This window comes from Pseudorhodoplanes sinuspersici (genome assembly GCF_002119765.1).
In the GTDB taxonomy this organism is placed as follows: Bacteria; Pseudomonadota; Alphaproteobacteria; order Rhizobiales; family Xanthobacteraceae; genus Pseudorhodoplanes; species Pseudorhodoplanes sinuspersici.
On sequence record NZ_CP021112.1, the window covers coordinates 2,343,858 to 2,370,017 of the forward strand.

A 26,160-nucleotide genomic window follows, 5' to 3' on the forward strand; every position below is an offset into this window, starting at 1 on the left:
AACTATCAAATATGTAGAGAGAAGAAGAATGCTTGAGGTAGTCGATGGCCGGATGCTTATTGGCGGGGATCTTGTTCAATCTGAGAGCGGAGATTGGATTGATTCCGTAAATCCGGCGACCGAGGAGAAGATTGGAAGGTTTCCTCGCGGCAATGCGCTTGACTGCAATAATGCGATTGCTGCCGCTGAAGCAGCGCAGCCCGCTTGGGGCAGGCTGGATATCAAGGAGCGTGCTGGATATTTGAAGCGCCTGGCCGGCAGGATCCGCGAGGAAGGGGACGCCCTTCTCAAAACTGAAGTGACCGATACCGGCAATACTATTTCAAAGATGAGTTTCGACATCGAGGCTGCCGCGGAGCAGCTTGAATGGTATTCCGGGCTTGCGAGCGAATTGAAAGGCGAAACTGTCCCGGCAAGTGCAAGGAATCTTCACCTCACCGTTCGTGAGCCATTCGGTGTCGTGGCGCGAATTGTACCGTTTAATCATCCGCTAATGTTCGCGGCGCGTGGCATTGGCGGGCCGCTCGCCGCGGGCAATACCGTCGTCATAAAGCCTCCTGAGACAAGTTCGCTGTCAGCGCATCTTCTCGGGCAGCTTTGTCGAGAGGTCTTGCCTCCAGGTACGGTGAATATTGTGACGGGTGATGGTCCTTCGGCGGGCGAACCGATTATCCGTCATCCAAACGTAAAGCGCATTGCATTCACCGGCTCTGTCCCGACTGGGATGGCGATCCAGCGTTCAGCTGCTGAAGTTGGCATCAAGGTCATATCGCTTGAGCTGGGAGGCAAGAATCCGTTTATCGTATATCCAGATGCGGACCCTGGGGCTGTCGCAAATGCTGCTGTTGGCGGGATGAATTTCGGGTGGTCGGGCCAGTCTTGCGGTTCGACGAGCCGGCTAATGGTGCACGATTCAATTTATGACGAGGTCGTGGATTTGGTGACCGAAAGAGTTGCCGCCATAGAGCTCGGCGATCCGCTCGATCCGGCGACCGAAATGGGACCGATGAATTCCTTGCGCCAGATGGATCGCGTCAATGCGATGATCGCATCCGGAATAGCAGATGGTGCCAAACTGACGACTGGCGGAGAGAAGCCAGAGGGAAGAGCCTTTGCCCGCGGTTATTGGGTCAAGCCGACAGTCTTTGCCAACGTTCATCCGCAAATGCGGATAGCTCGAGAGGAAATCTTTGGACCCGTTCTGTCGGTGATGAGCTGGTCTGATGAGGAGGCTGTGCTTGATCGCGCCAACTCCACAGAATACGGATTAACGGCGGCGATCTGGACCAATGATATCAAGCGTGCGCTCAATGCCGCGCGCCGTATGCGAGCAGGAATGGTGTGGGTCAATGGAGTCGGCAATCATTTCAAGGGCACGCCTTACGGAGGCTATAAGAATAGCGGGGTAGGTCGCGAGAGCTGTCTTGAGGAACTGCTCAGCTACACAGAGATCAAATCGATTCAGATCCTGTTGTGATCATGATCGGACGATCACCGGAAGCTCTCACCATCCGTGAAATGAAGTGATCTCGCTATGAACAGGCCTGAGTCTGCAATCGTTGCGGTTGAAGAGCATTATTGGGATGCAGAGCTTTCGGCATATTTTGCCGGTAGCGAGGGAAAGCGCGCCGATGAGATTGAGAGGCGCCTGCGCGATTTCGAAGGTGATCGCATTAAGGATATGGATCGTGCTGGCATTCAGATACAGGTCTTATCACATGGTGCACCATCCGCACAAAAGCTATCAGCGGATATCGCCGTCTCTCTGGTGCAGAGGGTGAATGACCGGCTGGCCATCGCGGTAGCCTCACGGCCCGAAAGGTTTGCCGCCTTTGCAGCCCTGCCGACTGTGTTACCAGAAGCTGCGGCGGACGAGTTACAGCGCTGCGTTGAACTCGGCTTCAAGGGTGCAATGCTGCACGGACTGTCGAACGGGGAATTTCTTGACCTGAAGAAATTCTGGCCCATATTTGCGCGTGCTGAGGCGCTTGATGTTCCGATTTATCTTCATCCGTCTCACCCGCATCCGTCCGTCGCTGAAGCGTATTACAGTGACTATGCGACCGACTTTCCGATGATCGCTCGGCCAGCTTGGGGATATACTGTCGAGGCGGGTACGCAAGCGGTGAGATTGATTGTGTCCGGCGTGTTCGAGCGTTATCCTCGCTTGAAGATCATTCTCGGACATCTCGGAGAATCTCTGCCTTTTCAGCTTTGGAGAATTGATCAAGCGTTATCGCGGCCCGGACAAAAGTCGATCAGTTTCCGAAATATTTTCTCCAATAATTTTTGGGTCACAACGAGCGGATTCTTTTCAACACCGGCGCTTGATTGCTGTATCGAAGAACTTGGTGTCGACCGCATATTATTTGCGGTCGACTGGCCTTTCGTATCGGAGAGTGCCCCGGCGGTGGCGTGGATGAAATCGACTCGTCTGTCTGCGCCGGACAAGGCCAAGATCCTCGGCGGAAACGCTCGCGCATTGTTGAAATTGTGAACATGCTCTGCGCTTCAATAGCTTTCTAAGGATGACGTCCCGCTGTGGTGCGATTTGCGCACCTGCGGTTGCGTGCCGTGAGGCCGGGATACACTATGCCGTGGACTCATTAGCACGCAGCCAAATTCGGATTGATGCGAGTTTGACGAACGCCAGATAGTTGGCGGCGAGTTTGTCGTATCGGGTCGCGACGCGCCGACATTACTTGATCTTGTTGAAGAACCGTTCGATCAGGTTGCGCGCGCGATACAGATACGGGCTGAAGCAGATCGGTCTTTACGATTTCGTTTCGGCGGAATGTTCGCCCATGCTCCTTTTGGCGAGCAAGCTCCCTGATCCAATCCGCGTCGTAGCCGCGATCCGCGAGCAACATCGTTTGGGGAGGCAAGGCGCTGAGGAGAACCGAACACAGCCGGTTGTCATGAGCCACCGGGCGTGAGAGCGAGATGGACCGGCAGGCCATTGGTGTCCACGACAGCGTGAATTTTGCTCGTCAGGCCCCTCGCGAGCGACCCATATCTTGGTGATTGTTGTCCGCGATATAGGCTCCGTGCTGGTGCACACGCACGATGGAAGTATCGATCATCTGCACCGCCGCATCATGACTGGCAGCAAACGAATCCATGATCTGGTCCCAGATGCCAGCCTGCCTCCACCGGACGAAGCGATTGTATGCTTTCGGGGGCATAACGGACATCGCCGGATTTGCTGCTGGATCGACCCGGTCGTGATTGACCCATCTGGGACATTAACGTTCGGCTGGAGATGCCCACTGGTAGGAAACATGGTGGTCAGGGAACGCTGGGTTCTTGCTCCGAGCATAGTAGGTTGGGCCCATCACATCGCCAACTGCTGCAAGTTGCTTACGGCCCCTTCGGGCTATGACTACGTCGCCGGAACGAATTTGATGCGTGAAGCGCCAGAGTATGTTGGCGATGAGTGTCCAGTAGTTGGCGGCTTGTCCGGGTACTCAACGGAATAGGGAAATATTATCAAAGAACAGGGAATTTTACTGGACAAAATCGAAATCACCGCCGAACGAGTTTTCGAACTACAGCGCGGCGCGAAGCAGCGTCTCGAAATCTCCGGCAGACGGGCGGCGCGGCGTGGTGGCATTGGAATGGTCCGCCATCGCCCGGGTCACTGTTGCGGCGATGTGCTCCTGTCGGAACCCCATCTCGCTCAGCGTCAGCGGCAGACCCAGGCTCTTGAGCAAACGAACCATGGCCTCGGCCAGATCAGCGTTATTATCGAGCGAAAACAGATTCCGCAGTGTGGCGTATTTTTCGCCAACATGGCCAGCGTTGAACCGCAGGACGTGCGGCAGGAACACGCCGTTCAGCATGCCGTGATGCAGGGTCGGCGAGCGCAACGCGCCGGCAGCGTGAGACAGCGAATGCACTGCGCCGAGCCCCTTCTGGAATGTAAGCCCGCCTTCCAGCGCCGCCATCATCATCTCCCAACGCGCCTCGCGATCGGCGCCCTTTGTCACAGCGCGCTGGATGAAACGCCACGCGCGCTGTGCACCATCGAGCGCGATCGCTTCCGCTGGCGGATTGATCAGCGGTGACAGGAACGTTTCAATACAATGGGTGAGCGCATCGATGCCAGTCGCCGCCGTCAACAACGGCGGCAGTCCCAGCGTGAGTTCAGGATCGCAGATCGCCCTTCTCGGGATTAAATATGGACTGATCAACGCCAGTTTTGAACCGTTGGTCAGGTTGAGCAAAGCACCTCGGCCGACCTCGCTGCCCGTTCCCGCAGTGGTCGGGATAGCGATCACCGGCGCGACCTTCGCAGTGATCCTACTGACTCCGTCACGGATAGCCGCATATTGCTCCAGCGGCCCCTCATGAGTGGCCGCTAACGCCACGCCCTTGGCAAGATCAATCGGCGAACCGCCGCCGAGCGCGATGACGCCGTCGCAGCCGCCGTCGCAGTAGGCTGCGACGCCTTCACGCACCGCTTCCTCCGTCGGATTCGGTGGCGTACCCGCGAACACTGTGACAGTGGATTGATCGAGGCGACTTAGCACCTGCGCTGCAATGCCGGCTTCCTGTACGCCGGCATCTGTGACGAGCAATGGCCGGTGAATGCCAAGCGCATTCAACTCGGTCGGCAGGCTCTTGATCGCGCCGAAATCGAAAATCGTCGTTGTCAGATAGCCGATGGTCGCCATGGTCAGTCTCCCTGCAACCGACGCAAATGTTGCATCACAGCATGCGCTGCATCACAGCAGGTGTTGCATCACAGCATGGCTTTATTCATCGGATGTTTAACATCGGATGATTGCGCCGGCAATTGGCTTCGGTATAAGCTGAACACGCTAGCTGGCCAAAGAGCCGGCAGCCGGGAGCAAACAGATACATGCGTACCAAACGCACCAAATCTGCCGAAAAGCGTTCGAAGCCCGGCCGCATTCATGCTGTCCTGACGACACTCGGCCGTGAGATCGCTCAGGACATCATCCCGGCTGGCGCAGTGCTGCCACCCGAGAGTGATCTCGAGGCTCGCTTCGGTGTGGGTCGCGGCGTAGTTCGTGAGGCGATCAAAACGCTGTCGGGCAAGGGGCTCATCAGCGTCCAGCCGCGTCATGGCACGCGTGTATTACCACGGCGCGATTGGAGCCTTCTCGATCGCGACGTCTTGAGCTGGCTGGTAGGCCACGACAAACCCGACCTCAAATTACTGCTGGCCGTCCAGGAAGTCCGCTCGATCATTGAGCCAGCCGCTGCCGCGCTCGCGGCCACACGCGCCACCAAGAACGACCGGCAGCATATTAATGCAGCGCTGCGAGCGATGGAGAATTCTGACAGCCAAGACAGCGCAACCGCGGCGGACAAGGCGTTTCACCTGGCGATTCTGGACGCCACGCATAATCCGGTGTTGCAGGGCTTTCGCGGCGCCATCGACACAATTCTGAGCGCTGTCTTTGTAGTTGCCGTCGACAGCGTCGATGGCTGGTTCGAAGAAAATCTTGCCAATCATGCCGCCGCTGCTCGCGCTATCGAGGAAGGTAACGCCAAGAAAGCGCGCAGCGCCATGGAGGACGTGCTTGGCTATACCCAATCCAAATTGGCTAAGCGAGATAGTCGGGCCAGGCGTCGCAAAGGTCGACCAGGTGACGCCGATGATGTGAGGCAAAGGTAATGGCGCGGCACTCGCTCTCTTCAGCACTTTGGTTCTGTGCTCCATTTGCAGTGCTACTCATCCTTTGGGCGGTTCTGGTCCCGTACTTCAACGTCAGCCCTCGGTTGTTTCCTCACATCACCTCCGTGGTGCAGGCTGGCATCGAGGGAATACAGGACGGCAGCCTATTTCAGCATATTGGTGTGAGCCTGCTGCGCGTCGTCGTCGGCACGGTACTCGCGCTATTGGTCGCCATTCCCCTAGGCGTCGCCATGGGCGTCAGTCCGGTTGTCTCCAGCTTCCTGACACCGCCGTTCAGGTTTTTCTCGGTGCTGGCTGGCATCGCGTGGATCCCCATTGCGACGCTATGGTTCGGCTACGGCTTCGGCGCCATCACCTTTGTGATCTTCAATGCCGTGTTCTTCATCGTGACGTACAACACCCTGCTTGGCGTATCGACCATTCCTCTGCACGTGCGCAATGCGGCCGCATCCCTCGGTGCGGGGCCATGGGCGATGTTGACCGAGGTGTTGCTACCAGGCGCCCTTCCCAACATCGTCACTGGTGTACGCACCGGGCTTGGCTTTGCCTGGCGCGGGCTCATTGCAGCCGAGATGATCGCCACCAATGTCGGCCTCGGTTACATGCTGTTTGTGGCGCGCGACTTTTACAAGACCGAAGTGATCGTGCTCGGCATGATCGTGATCGGCGTGCTGTGGCTACTGCTCGACCGGCTGCTCCTGGCACCGATCGAGCGCGCTACCATCGAACGCTGGGGCATGGTGCAGCGGGCATGAAATCATTTCTGCTCAAGATATGGAGTCACTACGTGCGCCTGACGGCGAGCTGGCCGTCGATCGGTTCCATCGCGCCGTTCATTCCCCTGATCGCGGCCTGGTGGATCGTCACCGAGCTGCAGATATTTCCAAGCGTGTTCCTGCCGGGACCGGCGGAAGTGGTGCGCTCATTCGGTTCGCTGGTTTATACGGGAGTCCTTCCGGAGTATCTTCAGGACAGCATGGTGCGCCTCGCCGTCGGCGCGTTCTGGGGTATCGCGCTCGGCATTCCGCTCGGTATATTGGTCGGCCTTAGCCCGCGAGCGCACACTGCACTATGGCCGCCGCTGCTATTCTTCCAAGCTATTGGCGACATCGCTTGGCTACCGATCCTGGTGATCTGGTTCGGATACGGCCTGACCACCATGACGGTCATCATCGTCTACACGGTAATTTTCCCAGTCGTTCTGAACACTGTGCTGGGAGTCCGTTCGATCCCCATCAACATGCATCGCGCCGCGCTTAGCCTCGGTGCATCGCGCGCTCGCCTGCTTTGGGAAGTAGTGTTGCCGGGCGCACTCCCCAACATCATAACCGGTTTGCGCAACGGGCTTGGCTACGGTTGGCGCGCGCTGATCGCGACCGAGATTATCGTCGGCACCAGCGGCATCGGCTTTCTCATGTTCGACGCGCGACGCGCCGGGTCGGTCGTTGAGATTCTGCTGGGCATGATCATCCTAGGCATTCTCTGGTACATCGTCGACGGCTGGATCCTTACGCCTATCGAGCGGGCCACCGGACAGCGTTGGGGGCTGGTGACGCGGTGAAGAATCTAGTCATCCGCAATCTGTCGAAGACATACTTCGACCTCTATGCCGGCACCAACGTCACCGCCGTGCACAATGTATCGCTGGACGTGCAGCAGGGCGAATTCGTCTCCATCGTGGGGCCGTCAGGGTGCGGCAAGACCACGATCCTCAATATGATCGCAGGGTTTATTCCACACACAGGCGGCGAGATCCTACTAGATGGGCGGCCGGTGAATGGTCCAGGGCCTGACCGCGGCGTGGTGTTTCAATCGTTCGCGTTGTTCCCATGGAGGACCGTGCTTGAGAACGTTGCCTTTGGCCCAAAGATGCGCGGCGTCGGCAAAGTCCAGCGCGAGAAGATTGCGCATGAGTATCTGGCACTTGCCAAACTGACCGAGGCAGCAGGGCGCTATCCTGCAGAGCTGTCGGGCGGCATGCAGCAGCGTGTAGGGGTGGTCCGCGCGCTGGCGAACGAACCAGATGTGCTGCTGATGGACGAGCCTTTCGCCAGCGTCGACGCTCAGACGCGCATGACGCTGCAGGAAGAGCTTACCCGCATATGGCAGGAGAAGCGTCCCACCGTCATTTTCATCACTCATGATGTTTCAGAAGCCGTCTTTCTAGCCAACCGGGTGGTGGCGCTGTCAAAGGGACGCGTGCTCGAAGAGATTGCAGTGGACTTACCCCGGCCGCGCTCGTGGGAGGCGCTGAACGATGATGCACGGTTTAAGGAACTGACGGGTCGGGTGCTTCAACTCGTGCGGTCGGCCTGACCATGCTGCGCGATGCGCTCAGATCGCGAAAGGCACACATCCTGCTAGCGGTCGCGGGCTGCTACCTCGTTTGGCAGCTTTGGCTGACCATCGCCGCACCATACAAGCTTGTAAACTTTGCCGGCGCTCCGGAGAGGGTCAACATAGTCGTCACCCTTCCGTTTCCACCGGAGCGATTTCACGTCCAACTGTTCCAGACCTACGGCAGGGTGTCTGGGACACAAGAAAACGCCGTTGAAGTTCGGGGAGTGAAACGAGCGGACCTGACGACCGTTGCCCGCCCTTACTGGGTCACGCGCGTCGAGCCGCTTCAACCAGGAGGATGATCGAATGCGACGGATTATGTTGCAACTTTGCGCCTTGCTGCTGCTGCCCTCACTGGCACTGGCACTGGCACAGGCAAAGGATCCCATAAAACTGAAGGTCGGCATGGTTAATGCCGTGGACATGCTGGCGTTGCCGATTGCAGTTGAGCGCGGCTTCTTCGAAAAATACGGGCTCGATGTGACGATCGCTCGTCCCTACGCCACCGGCATCGATGCACTCAACGCGTTGCAGGCGGGCGAAACCGACATGGTGCAAGCGGGCGTGCCGGCCATCGGCGCCATTCTGCGCGGCATGGATCTGGTGTTCTTCGGCAATTTCAGCGGCAATGCCACCAAGCTCGGCTCTGACGCGACACTCGCGCTGATCGCCGGCAAGGACTCGGGCATAGCCAAGGGCGACCTCAAGAGCCTTAAGGGCAAGAAGATCGCGACCTCGTTCGGCACGATCAACCATCTCTACATTCTTGGCCTGCTTGAGAAGGCCGGCCTCGCGCCGACCGACGTGACGCTGATCAACACGCCGCCGCCGGAGATGAGCGTGGCGTTGCTTACCAAGGGCGTGGATGCGTTTGTGTCCTGGGACCCGGCACCGGTGATCGCCATGAAGGACGTGCCGGGCGCTATCGAGGTCATTCGCGGAGGCGATGTCATCTCCTATCTAGGCTTCAATATTGCGCTGAGGCCGTGGGTTGAGAAGAATGGGCCAACGATCGAGAAATTCCTCGCGGCCGTGTCGGAGGCCGACCAGTGGATGCGTAAAAATCCCAAGCAGGCCGCCGCCATTGGTACACGCTGGATTCCCGGGCTTAAGCCCGACGTTGCGGAGACTGCGATGCAGCACAACGTCCAGCAAGTGGACCGCCGGATTTCCGCTCACAACTATCGTGCGCTATGGAAAGCACAGAATACGCTGCAACGGCTGGGCGTGATCAAGTCGGTTTTCGATGTCAACAAGCATATCGAGCCAAAGTTCATCCTGAACGTGATGAAGACATACCCGGATCTGTTTTCAGACCTGCAGCCCATTCCCACGGACGTGGCGATTAAACCCGGCTTCGTGTTCAAGCCTTGAGCCTCAGTTGCCGTGCATGCTGTAGCTGCTGCGCGGCAACTAAGCTCCTGTAGGACCGACTAATTGCATCCCTTAAAAAGGTTATGTCGACTCTTGGCACTTCGCGACGCGTCATTGCAATGCGGAATTTGGTCCGTTGTCGAGGCATAGCAGACTCTAGTGCGCCGTCAGCCCGGCAGATTTATGGGTTCACGGCCTAGTAGAAAGGGCCTGGTCCACTGGCACTGGCTGCGAGGGACCGTTGCCATGGATGATTGAGCGACACAAAAGTCCGCAATGCCAAGCCGGCGGAGAAGCAATACGCCATTGCCGACGGCCAGGGTCTCAGCATCCTGGTGCGACCGAACGGGACCAAGTTGTGGCTCTACCGCTACCGTTTCGGCGGAAGGCGATGTCGTTCCGCACTTTCTCCGGCGTCGGACTCAAGGCCGCGCGCGAAAACTACGACGCCAAACAAGTTATTGAATTAGGGAACGCATTGCCTCTGGACGGGGAAGACCCCACCGCATTCATGTCGGCCGCAGGTCCACCGCTTCAAAACGCCATATGGATAGTAAAAGGGCAAGCAACGAGAAGCCAATTCAAAATCAACAGACAACGGCAAAAACAAGGGCAGCGCGACGGAAACGTGCTCAGAGTCCTGTCGCGGCTGGCAACGGCGGCCTGCCGGAAATCATGTCCGCCGCTTTCTCGGCGATCATGATCACCGGGGCGTTGGTATTGCCGCCGATCATGCGCGGCATGATCGAGGCATCTACGACGCGCAGACCCTCCACCCCGCGCACGCGAAGCTGCGCGTCTACCACGTCGTTTGCATCCGGCCCCATGCGACAGGTGCCGACGGGATGGAAGCAGGTGACTGAGGTTGCGCGGATATAGTCCTTCAGCGCCTCATCACTCTGCACGCTCGGGCCAGGCCGCAGCTCCTCGCCGCGCACGTGCTGCCAAGCCGGCGCCTCCAGCACACGCCGTGCAAAGCGCAAACCGCGCACCATATCGTCGAGATCCTCCATCTCGCTGTAGAAGCGCGGATCGATTACCGGCGCGCGGTCGGGATCACGCCCGGCGAGGGTCACGATGCCGCTGCTGCGTGGCCGCAGGAGCAGCGTCACCAGCCCATAACCGTGGCCGATTCCCACGCGTCCCTCCGGTGTGCGCTCGGCCGGTAGCAGGATGAACTGGATATCCGGCCGATCAAGATCGGGCCGCGATTTCACAAAGCCGCCTGCATGTAGAATGGTGTTGGCGAGGAGCCCACGGCGGAACAGTGGATATTGCAGGAAGCTCCACGCAAGCCAGGGCATGGAGCGCAACGACAGGCCATAAGGCATGGTGGTTGGGCTCGAATACTGCACAGCGGCAGAGATGTGGTCCTGTAAGTTACTGCCGACTTGTGGTGCGTGATGCAGCACGCCGATGCCAAGCTCCTGCAAGGCGGGACCGTTGCCGATGCCAGAGCGCATCAGAATCGCTGGGGATGCGAAGGCCCCTGCCGCCAGCACGATCTCGCGCTTTGCCGACAATGACCGCGGCTTGTCGTCTTGCTTGAACTCGACGCGAGTGGCGCGCCGGTTCTCGAATACGATGCGCGACACCAGCGCGTTGCAGATAATCGTCAGATTGGGCCGCGATCGCGCGTTGCGCAGGAACGCTGTCGCCGCCGATTCTCGCCGCCCGCGGCGGACAGTCACCTGCCGGCGGCCGAAGCCTTCCTGTTCTTTTCCGTTGAAGTCCGCGGTACGGGCAAGTTGCAACGACTCGGCGGCCTCGCACATGATGTCGACCAGCGGATTGTAGCTTTCGAGATCGGTGACATTCATCGGCCCGCCGCGTCCATGATAGGGCGAATCCTGAAACTGCTCGTTGTTCTCTGATTTCCGGAAATAGGGCAGTACGTCCGCATACGACCAGCCCGGATTTCCCCACTTCGCCCAGTCGTCGTAATCGGCGCGATGGCCGCGCATGTAGATGCTGCCGTTGATCGAGCTTGACCCGCCGAGTACCCGTCCGCGCGGCAGATAGATCGGCCGGTCCGCTGCGTGCTGCTGCGGCGTCGACCAGTAGCGCCAGTTGAGCCGCGGATGATTGATCAGCCGCATCACGCCGAGCGGAATATGGATCAGCGGATTGCGATCACGCGGCCCGGCTTCGATCAGGCACACGCGGATGTCAGGGTTTTCGCTCAGGCGAGCGGCCAGCACGCATCCGGCCGAACCGCCACCCACGATCACGTAGTCGTATCGGTTCTCGCCGGCCTGCGACGTCGCGACGGACATGGAACGTATTCCTCCGGCGGCCGGCAGGACCGCATCGCGCCATTGACAGCGTCGTTTCATTTAACAGAATCGCATTCCAAAATTGAAATGGCAAATCGAGCGTTCTGCAAGGCAGGCGTCTGGAGCGCGAATGTAAGGAGGATGCGCCTATGGATCCGGTGAAACCGACGCTGGAATTCGTTTTCAGAATCCGGATGCAGCTTGGCATCCGGCAGAAATTTGGTCCGCTTCCGCAGGGCTCAACACGCGGCTTTGTGACCGCCGCCGGCGGCACGATCGAGGGACCGCGGCTGAACGGGCGGGTGATCCCCAACAGCGGCGGCGACTGGGCGCTCTACCGCGATGATCACACAGTCGGCTTCGACGCGCGCTATATGCTCGAAGCCGACGATAACACGATGATCTACATGCTCAACCGCGGCTATCGTCATGCGCCGCCGGACACCGCCGCTCGCATGGAAGCGCTCGACCCGTCGGTCGACCCGTCGATGTATTACATGCGAGTTGCGCCAAGCTTCGAGACGCCGATCGGGAAGCACGATTGGCTGACGCGTACGGTGATCGTCGGCTCCGCACGGCGAAATGCGGATCATTCGATCTTTGATTATTATGCGGTGCTTTAAAGAGTGAGGCCGGACCACATGTTCGTTCCGGCGCAAGCGGGAAACCAGGGACCAAAACGAAGTCATCAGTTGCAGTCCTGGGTCCCGCTTCGCGGGTGATGCGCGGAAATGTCGGTCTCGCTCGCGCATCAGCATCACTTCTCAAAATTTCAAACAGCCAACCTTCATTATTCTCGCGACGCGTTTCTGCATCCGAGTCACGAAAGAGGGGGGACGGCGCGCCGACAGACGCAGGGCCGTTCCTTGAATGCTGCGCGACTTGCGCCGCACAGCCGCCTCTCGGCGCACCGTCTTGCAGCGTTTGTTCAGTGCCGGGCCGCGCTTTGCTTCACGCGCCTCTCATCGAAATGAGAAGCGCCGGTCAGCCAGCTCCTGGCAGGGACTCTTAGTGGTCCCGGGCGGAGCCCCGGCACCGCCCGAGTGCGAGCTTAGCGTCAGCTCGCCCGCAGGCGCCGCGTCCAACTCCGCCATGCGAACGCCTCCGGACGGCGCCCCCTCGCGAGTGGGATTTGAGGACTATAGTCCTTAATAGGAATAATGTCAAGTGCCGCGAAGTGGCGAGTTTTCCGTCGGACTACGAGGCGTGGTGCGCGCCGCCGAACACATCGCGCATATCCGCAAGTTGCCCGATCGAAGCGAGGTGCGCGACGACAGCTTCCGCTGCATCTGCGTCAACCGGTTGCCGCGCCGAGGCGAGGCAATCCACGAATTTCCATGTCATCGCTTCGCGATCCATCGGGTTGTGCGGATGACCAAGCGGCTTGATGACCTCGCGCGATAGGGTGCGGCCATCGGCAAGCGCGACCGTCAGCACGCCGCGCGTCGATTGCTCGAATGGCCACGTCGTCTCCACCTCGTGGAAAATTCGATCCGCAAGCGCGTGCAATCTCGAGTTTTCCAGATTGGTCAACGCAAAGCTGTCGAGCGTGATGCCGCCCTGTGCCAGCGCGATAGCGATTGTAAACGGCACGCTGAACTTTGCATCGATCGCGGTCTTCGGCCGTCGCTTCTGCCCCGGCGGCTCGCACAGCACCGAAAAAAACGGGCTGATTCTCACGTCGATTCGCTCGATCTGGCCGATGGTAAATTTGTTTTCGCGCACTATGGCGAGCACCGCTTCAACAAAAGCATGGGTTCCGCGGCATGATGGCCATGGCTTGATGCTGACATTCGCACCCTCGAAAACACTTCCCAGTTTGTCTAGCAGTCGCGGCCCGTCGAATTTTCCGCTCGCGAAATTCGCGTACAGCCCGCCCCGTCCCTCGATCGGCTCGTCGAAGGCTTCGATACCGCGCTGCGCCAGCAATGCGGCGGTGACGCCGGCCTTGGCGCTAAAGCCGTCGCGGATCGCCCGCAGATGCGAGGGCGGATGGGAAACCAGCGCATCGCTGAACACGGCCTGGCACGAAGCGAGCGCGAGGCTCTGGACGATCTGTCTTTCAGACAGCTTGAGCAGCTTTGCCGCGGCCGCCGCAGCGCCGTAAGCGCTGAGCATCGGGATGAAGTAGAAGCCGCGTTTTTCCACGCTTTCGGTCAGGCCGAGCGCGAGCCGGCAAGAGAGATCGGCGCCGGTCGCAACCGCCGTCAGAAAATCGCGACCGGTCACGCCGCCGGCCATTTCCGCAACCGCGAGCGCTGCCGGCACCACGGCCGCATGCGGATGCACCAGCGTTGCATCGTGCGTATCCTCGAAGTCGAGGGCATGCGCCATCGCGCCATTGGCAAACGCTGCGAAGATCGGAGATGTCTGAAAGCCCCAGCCGATCACGGTGCTTGTTCCGACGCCGCCGAAAGCGCTGGCCAGCGTGGCAAAGGCCTCGCAGCCTTCGCCAAGGCCGCTCGCCGCGTGCATCACCCCGATTGCATCGATAATAGACCGCTTGGTGGCTTCGACCGCTTCGGTCGGCAGGTCGTTGTATCGCACCGCGTGAATATGCCGGGCGAGTGCCGCCGAAATCGCGGACCGATCATTCATGATAGTTCCTCGCCCAGCGAGCATGCGTTGCGCCGATTTCTTGCGCCGAATTTAGCAACTCGATATGATGCCATCCAGTGATATGTCATTCCGATAAACGAAATAGCGTATGACACAGGCGCGACTGACGCAGGGGTTACGGCGCGCGGCACAAGTCAATCCGTCAGGCGTTGCGCTGATCGACGGCGATGTGCGGCGCACCTGGCGCGACGTGGAGGCGCGCGTGTCGCGGGCTGCGAGTGCCTTGCGTGACGCGGGTCTGAGCGAAGGCGGACGCGTCGCAATTCTAGCGCATAACAGCCACCGCTATTTCGAAATCTACTACGCGATCCCCTGGGCGGGCGGTGTCATCGTGCCATTGAATCCGCGGCTCGCGTTGCCGGAGATGCAATACATCGTCGAGGATTCCGGCGCCGAAATCCTCGTCGTGGACGACAGCTTTCTAGCGATCGGGCAGGCGGTGCGCGAACGCGTGCTATCACTGCGATGTGTCATCCACATCTCGGACAATCCCGCACCGGACGGCTTTGCGAGCTATGAAAAGCTTGTCGCCGAGACGCAGTCTGTTGCCGATGCCAACCGGCATGGCGGCGACCTTGCCGGAATTTTTTATACCGGCGGCAGTACCGGCAAGGCGAAGGGTGTCATGCTCAGTCACGACAACCTCGTCGCCAATGCCGTGAACGGCTGTTACATGATCGGCTACGATGCGACCACCGTTTATCTGCATGCGGCGCCGATGTGTTATCTCACGGACGGCATGTCGACCCTGTCGGTGACCATGGCGGCCGGCACACATGTCTTCATCCCGCGCTTCGAGGTCGAGGCCTGCCTGAACGCGATGACCGAGCATCGTGTGACCAATATCGCGCTGGTACCAACGATGATCACTATGATCGTCAATTCGCCTGGCATCGAGATGCGCGACATGTCGAGCCTGCGCCAGATCATGTTCGGGTCGTCCCCGATCACCGAGGGGACGTTGAAGCGCGCGGTCCAGCTATGGCCCGAGATGCGCTTTCTGCACGGTTGGGGCATGACCGAGCTGTCGCCGATCGGCACCATGCTGCCGTACCATCTGCGATTGCCGCGTGTTGCCGGAGAAAGGCTGAAATCATGCGGTGTCGCTGCGCCCAATATCGAGCTGAAGATTGCGGATAAGCAGGGAAACGAGGTTCCGCGCGGCCAGATCGGTGAGATCGTGGTGCGCGGCCCTATCGTGATGCAGGGCTACTGGAACAAGCCGGAAGAGACAGCGAAAGCGCTGCGGGACGGCTGGCTGCATACCGGTGACGCCGCGATCATGGACGAGGAGGGCCTCGTCTATATCGCCGATCGGTTGAAGGACATGATTATTACCGGTGGCGAGAACGTCTACTCGACCGAAGTTGAGAATGCGATCTCGCTGATGCCGGAAATCGCGGAGGTGTCGGTGATCGGCATTCCCGATCCGCATTGGGGCGAGTCGGTGCATGCGATCGTGGTTCCGCGCAACGGCGCGAAGGTCACGCTTGAGTCCGTACAGACGCATTGCCGCACGCTGATCGCCGCCTACAAATGCCCACGCAGCATGGAACTGCGCGATCAGCCGTTGCCGGTCTCGGCAGCCGGAAAGATCCAGAAAAATGTGCTGCGCGAACCTTACTGGCGCGGCCGGGAAAAGCGGGTGAACTGATCGCTCGGGCAAAGCCGCAATCAGCCATGATTAAAGACTACAACGAGGCTGCAGGAGGAAACGATGTCGAATACGGATCTGCCGATTGCGCCGCCTGCCCGGATCGGATTTTTTGGGCTCGGCGCCATGGGCTGCGGTATGGCGGTCAATCTGGTGCGCGCCGGTTTCACGGTGACCGCCTGCGATCTGTCGGAAGCCGCGCGGAAGGATTTTGAAGCGCGCTGCGGCGTAAAAGCGACAATGGACGCGCGCGCGGCCTGCGCCGATCAGGATGCGATCGTGACCATGCTGGGTGACGGCAAGGTCGTGCGCAGCGCCTTGTTCGGCGGCGATGCCCCCATCAAGGCGGCGAATGCGGAGACGTTGCTGATCGACTGTTCCTCGTCCTCGCCCGTCGATACCGAAAATCTCGCGAAGGATCTCGCGCCTCTGAAAATCTCGCTGATCGATTCACCGGTTTCAGGCGCCGAAAAAGGCGCGAATGAAGGCGCGCTGACCCTCATGGTCGGCGGTTCGGAAGCTCTGGTGAAGCGTGCGGATCCTATTCTTCGTGCGATGGGCAAGTCGATTTTCCACACCGGGCCGCTCGGCTCCGGCCATGCCATGAAGACGATTAACAATTTCATTGCCGGGCTGAATCTCGTTTCGGCGCTGCAAGGCCTTCTGGTAGGGCAGAAATACGGCCTCGATCCGAATCTGATGGTCGACATCGTGAACGCGTCCTATGGACGCAACGCAGCGACCGAATTCGTGCTCAAGCAGCAGGTCACATCGGGCAAGTTCGCCGCCAATTTCAAGATGTGGTTGGCCGCCAAGGATGCCCGGGTGATGGAAGAGACCGCGCGGCATGTCGGCTTTACCGCCTCGCTGCCGCGCGACCTGACGGAGGTCTTCTCGCAAGCGGAAAGACAATTCGGCCGCGATGCCGATTTCACAAATGTCTATAAATATCTCGATTCGTTCTGGGAGAAGGACAAGGCCACGGCGAAGGGGCGGGGTTGATTTGCATTACGTGCCGGTAAAGACCGGGTTGCGCCGTTCGCGGAACGCGGCGAGACCCTCGCGACCATCGGGACCGTGCGTGACTTCTTTCTGAAAGCGGGCTTCCAATTCCAACACCTCGTCGAAGCTGCGCTCCTTCAGGAGAATTTGCTTGGTCGCACGGAAGGCCGCGGTTGGGCCGCTGGCGATCAGCGTCGCCAGCTCGGTGGTACGCGTCGCAAGCCTGTCCGCAGCAACCGCCTCGTTGATCAGGCCCAGAATGGCGGCCTCGCTGCCGCTGAGCATGCGGCCGGTGAAAACAAGCTCGGCAGCGCGGTGGCTGCAGAGCCGTCGCTGGAAGAAGTAATGACCGCCTGAATCCAGCACTGCGCCAATGCGGCGGAACGGGCTGCCAAACACCGCATTATCGGCGGCAATCGTCATGTCGCAGGCGAGCGCGAGACCGAGCCCGAACCCGAGCGCAGGTCCGCCGACCGACGCAATTGTCGGGGCAGGCAGCGTGCGTAGCCGTTGCAACACTGGGCCGATCTGCCGATGCAGAACTTCGTAGGCGTCCTCTCCGTCGGGATCGATCTCCCGCACGTCGCGCCCAGCACAGAAGCTGCCACCGACACCACGAATGACGAGGCACCGTGCAGCCATCACGTGTGCGCTTGCAAGGACGTCTCCCAGTGCCACGATCTCGGTGAGCCGCAAACTGTTGCGTGTATCCGGCCGGTCGATTTCCAGCACAAGCACGGGGCCATCTTCGATCAGCCGGAACGGGGTTACGGTCTCCGCCCCGTCAATCATGCGCGCGCCCTTCGCCGCGGTCGCAGCTCGTTACTAGCCGGGAGTTCGGCGACTTCACGATAACCGAGCGCTTTGCTTAGCTCCTTGGCTTTGCCGATGACCAGATTGGCAAGCTGCTTGTGCATGGACGCCTTGTATCGGATCATCGGCATGGTGATGCCGAGCGAGCCCATCACATTGCCGTCGGCGTCGAACACGACGCGCGCGAAGCCGATTGCCTCGGGAAATATCTCGCCCTCGGCTGACGCATATCCGCGTTCGCGAATCTCCTCCAGCGCGGCCTTCATGTCCTTGAGGCTTGGCGGTGGATTCCCCGCCGGCGATTCACCCGCTTCCGCCACGGCCTTACGCACTTCCTCTTCCGGCAGATAGGCCAGCATGCAGCGGCCGACCGCCCCCCACGCGACCTTTTGCTGCATGAGCGGCTCGAAATGATAACCGAGCGGATGCGGCGAGCGTGCGACCACCGTGCCGACGAAACGACGCGACGTCGGCAGATACATCGCGAAGTAGCAGGTCTCCTGGCAGGCATCGCGCAACGCGGTGAGGATTGGGCGCGCGATCTCCTCAAAATCTACCTGGCGAGCGATCAGCGACGATATACGAAACAGCTCCCGCCCAACGCGGTAGCGCTGGGTCGTGGCCCGTTGCTCGATCAGCCCTTGCGACATCAAGAGCTTCAATAGCCGATGCACCGTACTCGGGGGCAGGGACAAATGTGCGGCAAATTCCTTTACCGAGATTTCACCGCCGACCTCGGCGATGCATTGCAGGAGGCGCACCACGCGGACGACGGTGCTGGTTGCTTCTTCCGACACGTTTGCGATCCTCCAAATGCGGTCCGGCAGGAAATCCTGTTCAGCCTGCGACGATTCGCTAGCGGCTTGCATGGGAGTGGTTGCCAAAACCCGCCAAGTCAATCCGCTCTTCTCGCTTGCTTCTCCGCTTGTCAGGGCCGCAGTAGCCTTCTATTCTAACAAATGGAAGAACATTCCGCTAGAAGGAATGACGCCACATGGGAGGAGTGCCTGAGCGCCGATTATCGAGCCGGTCTCCCGGCCCGGCCGTTTCTGATATCGGGCCGCCCACGTTGATTGGTGATAGCGGCCTTGTTGCGCCGGCTGCGGCAGAGACTCTCCTCAGAGTCGAGGATCTACACGTTAATTTCGCCACCGATGCCGCCAATATCCAGGCGGTGGAGGGCTTGAGTCTTGAGGTCAAGGCCGGCGAGATCGTCGCCCTTGTCGGAGAATCGGGCTCGGGCAAGTCGGTTTCGGCGCATTCGATCATGCGGCTTCTGCCGCGCACCGGCCGCATTCCGCAAGGTCGCATTCTGTTCGAAGGCCGTAATCTGCTCGACATTCCGGAAGAGAAGATGCGCCATGTGCGCGGCAAAGAGATCTCGATGATCTTCCAGGAGCCGATGACTTCGCTCAACCCGGTTCTGCCGATTGGGTTGCAGCTCATCGAGCCGCTGCAAGTTCATCTCCGCATGTCCGCGCGCCAAGCCAATGCACGCGCGGTGGAGCTCCTTCGTCTCGTCGGCATTTCCGATGCCGAGCAGCGTTTGCATCAATATCCGCACCAGTTTTCCGGCGGGATGCGGCAACGGGTGATGATCGCGATCGGCCTCGCTTGCGATCCCAAGCTGATCATCGCCGACGAACCGACCACGGCACTCGATGTGACGATCCAGGCGCAGATCCTCGAACTGATGAAATCGCTGTCGCGTGACCTTGGTATCGCGCTGATTATCATCACGCATAATCTTGGCATTGTGGCGCGCTACGCGCACCGCGTAGTGGTGATGTATGCGGGCCGTGTCGTGGAGCAGGGCGAGGCCGATGCCATCTTCCACCGGCCGCGGCATCCCTACACGATGGGACTTTTGCGTTCGGTGCCACGGCTCGATCGACCGCGCGGCGGACAACTCGCGACCATCGAAGGTTTGCCGCCGTCGCTCGCGGACACGCCGCGGGGATGCCGCTTCGCACCGCGCTGTCCGTTCCGCCTGCCGGCGTGTGAGGCGTCGCCGCCGCTGGTGCCGACCGATGCTGGCGGGTTGTCCGCCTGCATTCGTGTGGCCGAGATCAGTGCGGGGAAACTCGCCTGGCATGCGGCGACAGCAACGCCTCTGCATCAGACGAACGACGCAAACTCGGATGCAACGATCGTGTCCATTCGTAATCTGACCAAATATTTTCCGGTGAAGACCGGCTTGCTGGCAAAGCCGCGCGCGGTTCGGGCGGTCGAGGATGTGAGCTTCGATATTCGGCGCGGAGAGACGCTCGGACTTGTCGGCGAATCCGGCTGCGGCAAGAGCACGGTCGGCCGCCTGATCCTGCGTCTGGAGCAGCCGACGAGAGGCTCAATCGCTTTTCAAGGTCGCAGATTCGCAGAGACGGGCCGCAGCGAGTTCAAGGCAATACGCCGTAAAATCCAGGCGGTGTTTCAGGACCCGTATAGTTCTCTCAATCCGCGTATGACCACCGGCCAGATTATCGCAGAGCCGCTCAAGGTTTACGGTCTTGTGGCTGACGGCGCCGCGGTGGACGATCGGGTGACGCAGCTTCTGAAGGAGGTGGGCCTGCGGCCCGAAATTGGCGATCGTTATCCGCATCAGTTATCAGGCGGGCAGCGCCAGCGCGTCGGGATTGCGCGTGCTCTGGCGATCGAGCCAGAGTTCATTGTTTGTGACGAAGCCGTCTCCGCGCTGGACGTGTCTATCCAGGGGCAAATCGTCAATCTCCTGGAAACGCTGCAACGCAAGCGCGGATTATCCTATCTTTTCATTGCGCACGATCTCGCTGTGGTGAGGCACATCTCATCGCGCATCGTCGTGATGTATCTCGGCCGTGTGATGGAGACGGCGGATCGCGATGAATTGTGCGAGCAGCCACTGCATCCTTACACAAAGCTGCTGCTCGAAGCGGCGCCCATTCCCGATCCAACGGCGGAGAAGGCACGGGCGCCGCGGTTAATCCAAGGTGAATTGCCAAGTCCGCTGTCCCCACCGTCCGGTTGTGTGTTCCACACGCGTTGCCCAATGGCGAGCATTGAGTGCAAGGCGGAAGTGCCAGCGCTGCGCGAGGCGAAGCCTGGTCATGCGGTCGCCTGCATCAAGGTGTGAAGGAGACCAAAGCGCATGATCCGCTATGTGTCGAACCGGCTCCTGCTCGCAATTCCGACTCTGATTGGCGTCGCGGTGATTACGTTCTTCGTGCTGCGCGTGCTTCCGGGTGACATCGTCGAGGCCAAGCTGCGGGGCGATGGCGCGCAGGTCACGCTGGACGTCATCGAGCGGGAGCGGGTACGGCTCGGCCTCGACAAGCCGCGTTCGGAGCAATTTCTCGACTGGATGAAGGGGCTTGCGCAGTTCGATCTGGGTAAGTCGATGTGGACAGGCCGGCCGGTGATCGAGGAGGTTGCCGCGCGTTTCGAAATCACCTTCCAGATAGCGATCATGGCGACACTGATCGGCTGCATCATCGCGGTTCCGCTCGGGACGCTGGGGGCGCTCTACCGAGGAGCCTGGATCGACACGCTGGTTCGGATATTCGCGGTTGCTGGGCTCGCCGTGCCGAGTTTCTGGCTTGGTATGCTGATCATCATGGCTCTGCTGATGACACTGGGCACGCTTCCGCCCTTGTCGTTTACGCCGATCTACAAGGACCCCGCCGCCAATCTCTGGCAACTCATTTGGCCAGCTCTCGCCGTGGGTTATCGCTTCTCGGCGGTTCTGACCCGCATCGTGCGATCATCGCTGCTCGAAGTGCTAGGCGAAGACTATATCCGCACGGCGCGTGCGAAAGGCGTTCTCGAATCCGTCATTGTGCGGCGGCACGCGCTGCGCAACGCGCTGCTACCTGCAGTGACGGTGATCGGTCTCGAATTCGCATTCCTGCTTGGCGGCCTTGTGGTGACCGAGCAGGTCTTCGGCCTCAATGGACTCGGCAAGCTGTTCGTGCAGAGCGTCACGCGCCATGACTTTACGCTGATCCAGGGGATGGTGATGCTGTTTGCCATCTTTTATATCCTGACCAATCTCGTCATCGATCTGGTTTACGCTGCGCTTGATCCGCGTGTGCGATATTAGTGAGGGTGTCATGAGCGAGGCCGCCCTTCCGAAAGAGAAGCGCCCCTTGTGGACTCGCAATCCGCTCGTCGACTTCTGCTTGAAGCAGCCTGCGGGCGCGGTCGCGCTTCTGGTGCTGATCATTATGCTATTGGCCGGCGTGTTCGCCGAACGCATCGCGCCCTACGATCCGGTTCGCAACAATCTCGCCAGTATGTTGCAGCCACCGAGTTGGACGCACCTGCTGGGCACGGATCCGTTCGGTCGTGACATTCTCACGCGCATTATCTACGGCGCGCGGACGGCGTTGATCATAGGCCTGTCGTCGGCGTTTCTCGGCTGCACCATCGGCGCGATCATCGGCGCCGCCTCCGCTTATTTCGGAGGGCCGATCGACAACGCGATTCAGCGCGGCATTGATCTGCTGCTATCGTTTCCGCTCATCGTGCTGGCGCTCGTCGTAGTGGCGGTGCTTGGCCGCTGGTTGATTTTCGGGGTCGACATCAACCTTATCTTCGCAATCGCGATTCCGATCGTGCCACAGGTCGCGCGCGTGATCCGCTCGTCGGCGCTCGTGATCCGCAATCTGCCCTATGTCGATGCGGCGCGGATCGCTGGCTATTCCAATACGCGTATCGTGCTGCGCCACATGATTCCCAATTTGATGGCGCCTTATCTGATCATGCTCACCGCCTATGTCGCGCAGGCAATTCTGCTCGAAGCGGTGCTGTCGTTCCTCGGGCTCGGCGTCGCTGAGCCAGTCCCGGCCTGGGGACTGATGCTGTCGGGCAGTGCTTCGGATTTCTTCGAGGAGGCACCCTGGATCGTGATCTTTCCGGGGCTTGCGATCAGTCTCGCGGTGTTCGCGTTCAACCTGCTCGGCGACGCACTGCGCGATTGGCTTGATCCGAAATTCAAGACGTAACGTGTCGTCACTCCGGGACGCACCATGGCAGGCAAGTTTACGCCGCTTGCGCACACTTGGCTGGGGGAGCGCGGGTCCGGAATCCTGGGGCCAACAACTTAGCGCTCGTAGCTCTGGATTGCGGGTTCGCTGGCTACGCCCGGGCGCCGGTTACCTCCTCGCATCCTCCCGAATCATCGCGGCGCCCTTCTCGCCGATCATGATGGTCGGTGCGTTGGTATTGCCGGTCGTGATCCGCGGCATGATAGAGGCGTCGACCACGCGAAGGCCGTCGACGCCGTGAACGCGCAGACGCGGATCGACCACGGCTTTTGGGTCGATTCCCATCCGGCAAGTGCCGACGGGATGGAACACGGTGGTTGTGTGCATACGCGCGAATTCGGTCAACGCCGCGTCGTCCTGCGCCGCGAATCCGGGCACCGTTTCGGTCACTACGGCGTCGGCGATCGCCGGCTGTGCAAAGATGTGGCGTGCAAGCCGGATGCCTTTCAGCGTCACATCCATGTCCTCTGGAGCAGAAAAATAGTTCGGCCGGATCTCCGGCGCGCGCTTCGGATCGGGGGAGACTGCCATGATCGTTCCGCGGCTTTCCGGATTGACGGCACAGACCGCGGCCGTCATCCCAGGTTCGTGTTCAAGCTCGCCGAAGCGGCTCCTATCATAGCTTCCGGGCGTGAACAGGATTTGCAGGTCGGGACTGATACGGCCCTCACGCATGCGCGCGAACACGCTTGCAGTTGAAACTCCGAAGGTGAGCGCGCCGGTCCCGAATAGGCACCAACGCGCTATCTCGCGCATGAGCAGCGTACCGCGCCGGAGTTGGTTCACCGATATCTCGCCGCGAACGCGATATGCGAGCAGAGCCGCAAGATGGTCTATCAGGTTCGCTCCAACACCGGGAAGGTCGTGCACCACCGCAACACCGATCGATCGCACATGCGCCGCCGGACCGATCCCGGAGAGTTGCAGGAGCTGTGGCGAGTTTACGGCTCCACCACAAACGATCACTTCGCGTCTGGCGCGCGCCTGCACGACGGAGCCGCCGCGATCGTATTCCACTCCGGCCGCGCGACGGCCGTCGAACAGGATGCGCCGCGCGAGCGCGTTGGTCTCGACGCCCAGGTTGCTCCGGCGGCGCGATGGCTGCAGGAAAGCACGCGCGCTGGAGTGGCGGAAGCGCCGATTGCGACTCATCTGTGAGTAACCGACACCTTCCGGCTGCGACCCGTTGTGATCTGGTGTGAACGGCACGCCGGCCTGTTGTGCCGCTTTCACAAAGCGATGCGTCAACGGCAGAATGGTCCGGTAATCCTCGACTGCCATTACGCCATCGCGGCCGCGATAGGTATCTTCGCCACCGATACGTCGCTCGGATTTCTTGAAAAAGGGCAGCACGTCGGCGGAACTCCAACCCGTGCAGCCCATCTGTGCCCAGCCATCATAATCGGCGGGATGACCGCGCAAATAAAGCATGCCGTTGATCGAGCTCGATCCGCCGAGCACCTTGCCACGTGGCCAGCCGAGCGCTCGATGGCCGATGCCAGGCTCAGGTTCGCTCATGTAATTCCAGTTCACCACGGGATGGCGCAGCAGCGTCACCATTCCGGCCGGGATGTGAATCATCGGCCGCCAGTCGGCGGGGCCTGCTTCAAGCAGCAGGACGCGATGGCCATCTTCGGAGAGCCGCGCGGCTACCACGCAGCCCGCCGAGCCGGCACCGACGACGATGAAGTCAGCCTCAGGTGTATCCATATTTCCAGACAGGAAGCGGCGGAGCTACGGCTCATTTTCCTCATTGACCTACGCGAGCGGTCACCGGTCGAACCAGACGTCGGCCATATCGAGATTGAGCACGGTGGTCGGTGCGAGCTTCCAGCCCTTGAACTCCTTCACCGCTGCGGTTGCGCGGTTATTTCCGAATAATGGGATCGAGTAGCCCTGATCCATGAGACGCTCGAGGAATTGCCGCGCCACCATCTTGCGCTCGTCCTGATCCGTCATCCCCGCCTGCTTGTCGAACAGTTCGACCAGCGCCTTGTCATCCGCACCGGAATAATTGTTCGGACTGCCAGGAATGAACTTCACAAGCACCTCATTTGGATCGACACTGACCGTATTGTTGAAGTCGATCGCCACATCGTAATTACCGCTTGTGAGCGCCGCGAAATATTGCGGTGTTTCCGCTGGAATCTGATCAACCTCGATGCCGATCTGGCGCCACTGGTCCATGATGTAGATGCCGAGCGGTTGCCAGGGCAGGCGGACGTTGCGGTTCAGCAGCGTGAGTTTCAGATTGGGTACGCCTGCTTCCGCAAGTAAGCGCTTGGCCTCCGCCCGCTGCTTGTCCATATCGAGGCTATAACCGGGCAGCTTCGCCATCTCCTCCTTGGTGTAGGCGATGGGGCTTGCCGGCGGCACGAAGACGGTCGGGAATTCGAGCGTTGCGAGTTTCGAAAGGCTCGGGATTCCGCCCCATCGGTCGATTGCGAGGCTCAACGCCTTGCGCACGCGCGGATCGCTAAAGGGGGCTTTACGCACATTCACGGTCAAGAAATTCGTGATGTTGAAAGAGTTCGTGTGAAATACTACTTGATCCCCGCGCTGATTCTTCAGCCGCGTGAGATCGGGCGGCGCCACCTGAAATAGCAGCGCATCGACTTGCCCGCCTGCGAGCGCATTGATCACGCCGGGACCGTTGATGAAGAAGCCGCGGATGCCATCAAGATAGGGTTTGCCCTTCTGAAAATAATTGTCGAAGCGCTTTGCCGACCAGTGCGAGCCCTTGACATATTCCTCGAAAACGAACGGGCCTGTTCCCATCACGTTGGTGTTGTAGAAGGTCTGATCGGCGGCGAGCTTCTTTGCCGAATAAACACAGTTCCACGGATTTGCGAACATGTAGAGCGCGGCCGGATTGACACGCTTCAGCTTGAACACGACGGTGTCGCCCGATGGCGTCTCAATCGAAGCGATGCTTTCGAACTGGCCCTTGCGCGCCGACGTGATGCCTTGCGGCGGATCGCGCAGGCGGTCGAAAGTTGCTTTAATGTCGGCGGACGAAAGCTCGCTGCCGTCATGGAATTTCACATCCGGCTTGAGCTTGAAGGTGTAGCTCAGCCGGTCCGGCGCCATCGTCCAGGAATCGGCGAGATCGCCAGTGATCTTCGAGAAATCATTGGGGTCGTACTTCAGCAGCGTCGAGTAATGCGGCGCCAGCACTTGCAGCGCAAACGATGTCGCCGCTGCGTGGCAGTCAAAACTCGACGGTTCACCTTCGATCACATGCCTAAGAACACCGCCGCGTTTAGGCGTCTCGCCGGCGGCACCGGTCGCAATCGTGACCGAGATTGTGATGCAGGCAAAACCTTTCGCGATATGAGCGAGACTTCGCATCAAAACCTCCCTTGCGGCGATGATTCGTAAATCGCGCGTCTG

21 protein-coding genes and 1 pseudogene are annotated in these 26,160 nt (G+C 60.0%); 14 read left to right on the forward strand and 8 right to left on the reverse strand.

Annotation, left to right across the window (positions count from 1 at the left end):
* The first annotated feature begins 28 nt into the window (after positions 1–28).
* Together CAK95_RS11380 and CAK95_RS11385 are read left to right on the forward strand one after the other, a co-directional pair.
* A complete protein-coding gene (locus tag CAK95_RS11380; RefSeq protein ID WP_086088023.1) occupies positions 29–1,477 on the forward strand; it encodes an aldehyde dehydrogenase family protein in 1,449 nt (482 codons plus the stop codon).
* 57 nt (positions 1,478–1,534) lie between these two features.
* The gene (locus CAK95_RS11385) at positions 1,535–2,497 is read left to right on the forward strand and encodes an amidohydrolase family protein (RefSeq protein WP_086088024.1); all 963 of its coding nucleotides are present in this window, start codon (positions 1,535–1,537) and stop codon (positions 2,495–2,497) included.
* 93 nt (positions 2,498–2,590) lie between these two features.
* Here the strand turns inward: CAK95_RS11385 and CAK95_RS30450 are convergent.
* A pseudogene (locus CAK95_RS30450) lies at positions 2,591–3,170 on the reverse strand (IS5 family transposase); the annotation flags it as partial.
* Positions 3,171–3,548: 378 nt separating this feature from the next.
* The gene (locus tag CAK95_RS11395) at positions 3,549–4,676 is read right to left on the reverse strand and encodes an iron-containing alcohol dehydrogenase (protein ID WP_086088025.1); all 1,128 of its coding nucleotides are present in this window, start codon (positions 4,674–4,676) and stop codon (positions 3,549–3,551) included.
* 188 nt (positions 4,677–4,864) lie between these two features.
* Here CAK95_RS11395 and CAK95_RS11400 point away from each other — a divergent pair, with 188 nt between their 5' ends.
* The 6 genes from CAK95_RS11400 (at position 4,865) to CAK95_RS30455 (ending at position 9,852) form a co-directional block, all read left to right on the forward strand.
* A complete protein-coding gene (locus tag CAK95_RS11400; protein WP_086088026.1) occupies positions 4,865–5,647 on the forward strand; it encodes a FadR/GntR family transcriptional regulator in 783 nt (260 codons plus the stop codon).
* A gap of 50 nt (positions 5,648–5,697) precedes the next feature.
* Positions 5,698–6,423 carry an ABC transporter permease gene (locus CAK95_RS11405; RefSeq protein ID WP_245303716.1) on the forward strand — a complete coding sequence of 242 codons (726 nt, stop codon included), beginning with the start codon at positions 5,698–5,700 and terminating at the stop codon, positions 6,421–6,423.
* Positions 6,420–7,229: an ABC transporter permease gene (locus tag CAK95_RS11410; protein WP_086088028.1), complete on the forward strand. Its 810-nt coding sequence runs from the start codon at positions 6,420–6,422 to the stop codon at positions 7,227–7,229. The genes CAK95_RS11405 and CAK95_RS11410 overlap by 4 nt, the downstream gene beginning before the upstream one ends.
* Positions 7,226–7,984, forward strand: a complete 759-nt coding sequence (locus tag CAK95_RS11415; RefSeq protein ID WP_086088029.1) for an ABC transporter ATP-binding protein — start codon at positions 7,226–7,228, stop codon at positions 7,982–7,984. The genes CAK95_RS11410 and CAK95_RS11415 overlap by 4 nt, the downstream gene beginning before the upstream one ends.
* A 330-nt stretch (positions 7,985–8,314) precedes the next feature.
* The gene (locus tag CAK95_RS11425; RefSeq protein ID WP_086088031.1) at positions 8,315–9,382 is read left to right on the forward strand and encodes an ABC transporter substrate-binding protein; all 1,068 of its coding nucleotides are present in this window, start codon (positions 8,315–8,317) and stop codon (positions 9,380–9,382) included.
* A gap of 254 nt (positions 9,383–9,636) precedes the next feature.
* Positions 9,637–9,852, forward strand: coding sequence for an Arm DNA-binding domain-containing protein (locus tag CAK95_RS30455; RefSeq protein WP_086088032.1), 216 nt, complete (start codon positions 9,637–9,639; stop codon positions 9,850–9,852).
* A 162-nt stretch (positions 9,853–10,014) separates the two neighbouring features.
* On the opposite strand, the gene CAK95_RS11435 is transcribed toward CAK95_RS30455, so the two are convergent.
* A complete protein-coding gene (locus CAK95_RS11435; RefSeq protein WP_183044242.1) occupies positions 10,015–11,658 on the reverse strand; it encodes a GMC family oxidoreductase in 1,644 nt (547 codons plus the stop codon).
* A 149-nt stretch (positions 11,659–11,807) separates the two neighbouring features.
* On the opposite strand from CAK95_RS11435, the gene CAK95_RS11440 reads away from it, so the two are divergent.
* On the forward strand, positions 11,808–12,281 hold the full coding sequence (locus tag CAK95_RS11440) for a DUF3237 domain-containing protein (protein WP_086088034.1): 474 nt from the start codon (positions 11,808–11,810) through the stop codon (positions 12,279–12,281).
* Between the two features lie 574 nt (positions 12,282–12,855).
* On the opposite strand, the gene CAK95_RS11445 is transcribed toward CAK95_RS11440, so the two are convergent.
* On the reverse strand, positions 12,856–14,256 hold the full coding sequence (locus CAK95_RS11445; protein ID WP_157699595.1) for an MmgE/PrpD family protein: 1,401 nt from the start codon (positions 14,254–14,256) through the stop codon (positions 12,856–12,858).
* A 109-nt stretch (positions 14,257–14,365) separates the two neighbouring features.
* Here CAK95_RS11445 and CAK95_RS11450 point away from each other — a divergent pair, with 109 nt between their 5' ends.
* Positions 14,366–15,931, forward strand: a complete 1,566-nt coding sequence (locus CAK95_RS11450; RefSeq protein ID WP_086088036.1) for a class I adenylate-forming enzyme family protein — start codon at positions 14,366–14,368, stop codon at positions 15,929–15,931.
* Between the two features lie 63 nt (positions 15,932–15,994).
* Positions 15,995–16,933, forward strand: coding sequence for an NAD(P)-dependent oxidoreductase (locus CAK95_RS11455; protein WP_086088037.1), 939 nt, complete (start codon positions 15,995–15,997; stop codon positions 16,931–16,933).
* Positions 16,934–16,939: 6 nt separating this feature from the next.
* Here CAK95_RS11455 and CAK95_RS11460 read toward each other — a convergent pair whose 3' ends face one another.
* Together CAK95_RS11460 and CAK95_RS11465 are read right to left on the reverse strand one after the other, a co-directional pair.
* Entirely contained in the window at positions 16,940–17,725 is a 786-nt protein-coding gene (locus CAK95_RS11460; RefSeq protein WP_086088038.1) for an enoyl-CoA hydratase/isomerase family protein, read from the reverse strand.
* Positions 17,722–18,543 carry an IclR family transcriptional regulator gene (locus CAK95_RS11465; RefSeq protein ID WP_183044243.1) on the reverse strand — a complete coding sequence of 274 codons (822 nt, stop codon included), beginning with the start codon at positions 18,541–18,543 and terminating at the stop codon, positions 17,722–17,724. Before CAK95_RS11465 ends, CAK95_RS11460 begins: the two co-directional genes overlap by 4 nt.
* A gap of 272 nt (positions 18,544–18,815) precedes the next feature.
* Here CAK95_RS11465 and CAK95_RS30185 point away from each other — a divergent pair, with 272 nt between their 5' ends.
* Genes CAK95_RS30185 through CAK95_RS11480 form a run of 3 tightly spaced genes read left to right on the forward strand, consistent with a single transcriptional unit; the run spans position 18,816 to position 22,725 of the window.
* Positions 18,816–20,855 (forward strand): dipeptide ABC transporter ATP-binding protein, encoded by a 2,040-nt coding sequence (locus tag CAK95_RS30185; RefSeq protein WP_280949870.1) that lies wholly within the window; start codon positions 18,816–18,818, stop codon positions 20,853–20,855.
* A gap of 15 nt (positions 20,856–20,870) precedes the next feature.
* Positions 20,871–21,821, forward strand: coding sequence for an ABC transporter permease (locus CAK95_RS11475; protein WP_086088041.1), 951 nt, complete (start codon positions 20,871–20,873; stop codon positions 21,819–21,821).
* Positions 21,822–21,831: 10 nt separating this feature from the next.
* Positions 21,832–22,725 carry an ABC transporter permease gene (locus CAK95_RS11480; protein WP_086088042.1) on the forward strand — a complete coding sequence of 298 codons (894 nt, stop codon included), beginning with the start codon at positions 21,832–21,834 and terminating at the stop codon, positions 22,723–22,725.
* A gap of 150 nt (positions 22,726–22,875) precedes the next feature.
* Here CAK95_RS11480 and CAK95_RS11485 read toward each other — a convergent pair whose 3' ends face one another.
* Both CAK95_RS11485 and CAK95_RS11490 read right to left on the reverse strand, forming a co-directional pair.
* Positions 22,876–24,477, reverse strand: a complete 1,602-nt coding sequence (locus tag CAK95_RS11485) for a GMC family oxidoreductase (RefSeq protein WP_086088043.1) — start codon at positions 24,475–24,477, stop codon at positions 22,876–22,878.
* A 60-nt stretch (positions 24,478–24,537) separates the two neighbouring features.
* The gene (locus CAK95_RS11490; RefSeq protein WP_086088044.1) at positions 24,538–26,118 is read right to left on the reverse strand and encodes an ABC transporter substrate-binding protein; all 1,581 of its coding nucleotides are present in this window, start codon (positions 26,116–26,118) and stop codon (positions 24,538–24,540) included.
* Positions 26,119–26,160 lie beyond the last annotated feature (42 nt).

Excerpts from the sequence above, each read along its gene's own strand:
- CAK95_RS11380 (WP_086088023.1), top strand. The coding sequence starts at position 29 with ATGCTTGAGGTAGTCGATGGCCGGATGCTTATTGGCGGGGATCTTGTT.
- CAK95_RS11385 (WP_086088024.1), top strand. The coding sequence starts at position 1,535 with ATGAACAGGCCTGAGTCTGCAATCGTTGCGGTTGAAGAGCATTATTGG.
- CAK95_RS11395 (WP_086088025.1), bottom strand. The coding sequence starts at position 4,676 with ATGGCGACCATCGGCTATCTGACAACGACGATTTTCGATTTCGGCGCG.
- CAK95_RS11400 (WP_086088026.1), top strand. The coding sequence starts at position 4,865 with ATGCGTACCAAACGCACCAAATCTGCCGAAAAGCGTTCGAAGCCCGGC.
- CAK95_RS11410 (WP_086088028.1), top strand. The coding sequence starts at position 6,420 with ATGAAATCATTTCTGCTCAAGATATGGAGTCACTACGTGCGCCTGACG.
- CAK95_RS11425 (WP_086088031.1), top strand. The coding sequence starts at position 8,315 with ATGCGACGGATTATGTTGCAACTTTGCGCCTTGCTGCTGCTGCCCTCA.
- CAK95_RS11435 (WP_183044242.1), bottom strand. The coding sequence starts at position 11,658 with ATGTCCGTCGCGACGTCGCAGGCCGGCGAGAACCGATACGACTACGTG.
- CAK95_RS11440 (WP_086088034.1), top strand. The coding sequence starts at position 11,808 with ATGGATCCGGTGAAACCGACGCTGGAATTCGTTTTCAGAATCCGGATG.
- CAK95_RS11445 (WP_157699595.1), bottom strand. The coding sequence starts at position 14,256 with ATGAATGATCGGTCCGCGATTTCGGCGGCACTCGCCCGGCATATTCAC.
- CAK95_RS11450 (WP_086088036.1), top strand. The coding sequence starts at position 14,366 with ATGACACAGGCGCGACTGACGCAGGGGTTACGGCGCGCGGCACAAGTC.
- CAK95_RS11455 (WP_086088037.1), top strand. The coding sequence starts at position 15,995 with ATGTCGAATACGGATCTGCCGATTGCGCCGCCTGCCCGGATCGGATTT.
- CAK95_RS11460 (WP_086088038.1), bottom strand. The coding sequence starts at position 17,725 with ATGATTGACGGGGCGGAGACCGTAACCCCGTTCCGGCTGATCGAAGAT.
- CAK95_RS11475 (WP_086088041.1), top strand. The coding sequence starts at position 20,871 with ATGATCCGCTATGTGTCGAACCGGCTCCTGCTCGCAATTCCGACTCTG.
- CAK95_RS11480 (WP_086088042.1), top strand. The coding sequence starts at position 21,832 with ATGAGCGAGGCCGCCCTTCCGAAAGAGAAGCGCCCCTTGTGGACTCGC.
- CAK95_RS11485 (WP_086088043.1), bottom strand. The coding sequence starts at position 24,477 with ATGGATACACCTGAGGCTGACTTCATCGTCGTCGGTGCCGGCTCGGCG.
- CAK95_RS11490 (WP_086088044.1), bottom strand. The coding sequence starts at position 26,118 with ATGCGAAGTCTCGCTCATATCGCGAAAGGTTTTGCCTGCATCACAATC.